The following is a 235-nucleotide window of genomic DNA, read 5'->3' on the forward strand; positions in this document are numbered from 1 at the left end:
CTGCCGCTGATCGTGGTGATGCTGTTTTCCTTCAATGCCTCCAACAGTGCCGCCAGCTTCACTGGCGTGTCGCTGCGCTGGTATCGGCGCCTGCTGGGCAATGACGCGATTCTGTCGGCGCTGGGCAATTCGCTGCTGCTGGCGGTGGTGTCGTCATTGCTGGCGCTGATGATCGGCACGCTGATCGGGTATGGCATGTATCGCCATCGTCACCGCAAGCTGGGCTGGCTGATCG

1 pseudogene is annotated in these 235 nt (G+C 61.7%); it reads left to right on the forward strand.

Annotation, left to right across the window (positions count from 1 at the left end):
- Nucleotides 1-235, forward strand: a pseudogene (gene potC / locus R0J88_RS23555) (spermidine/putrescine ABC transporter permease PotC); the annotation flags it as partial.

This window comes from Pseudoalteromonas sp. SIMBA_162 (genome assembly GCF_046535955.1).
GTDB lineage: Bacteria > Pseudomonadota > Gammaproteobacteria > Enterobacterales > Alteromonadaceae > Pseudoalteromonas > Pseudoalteromonas marina.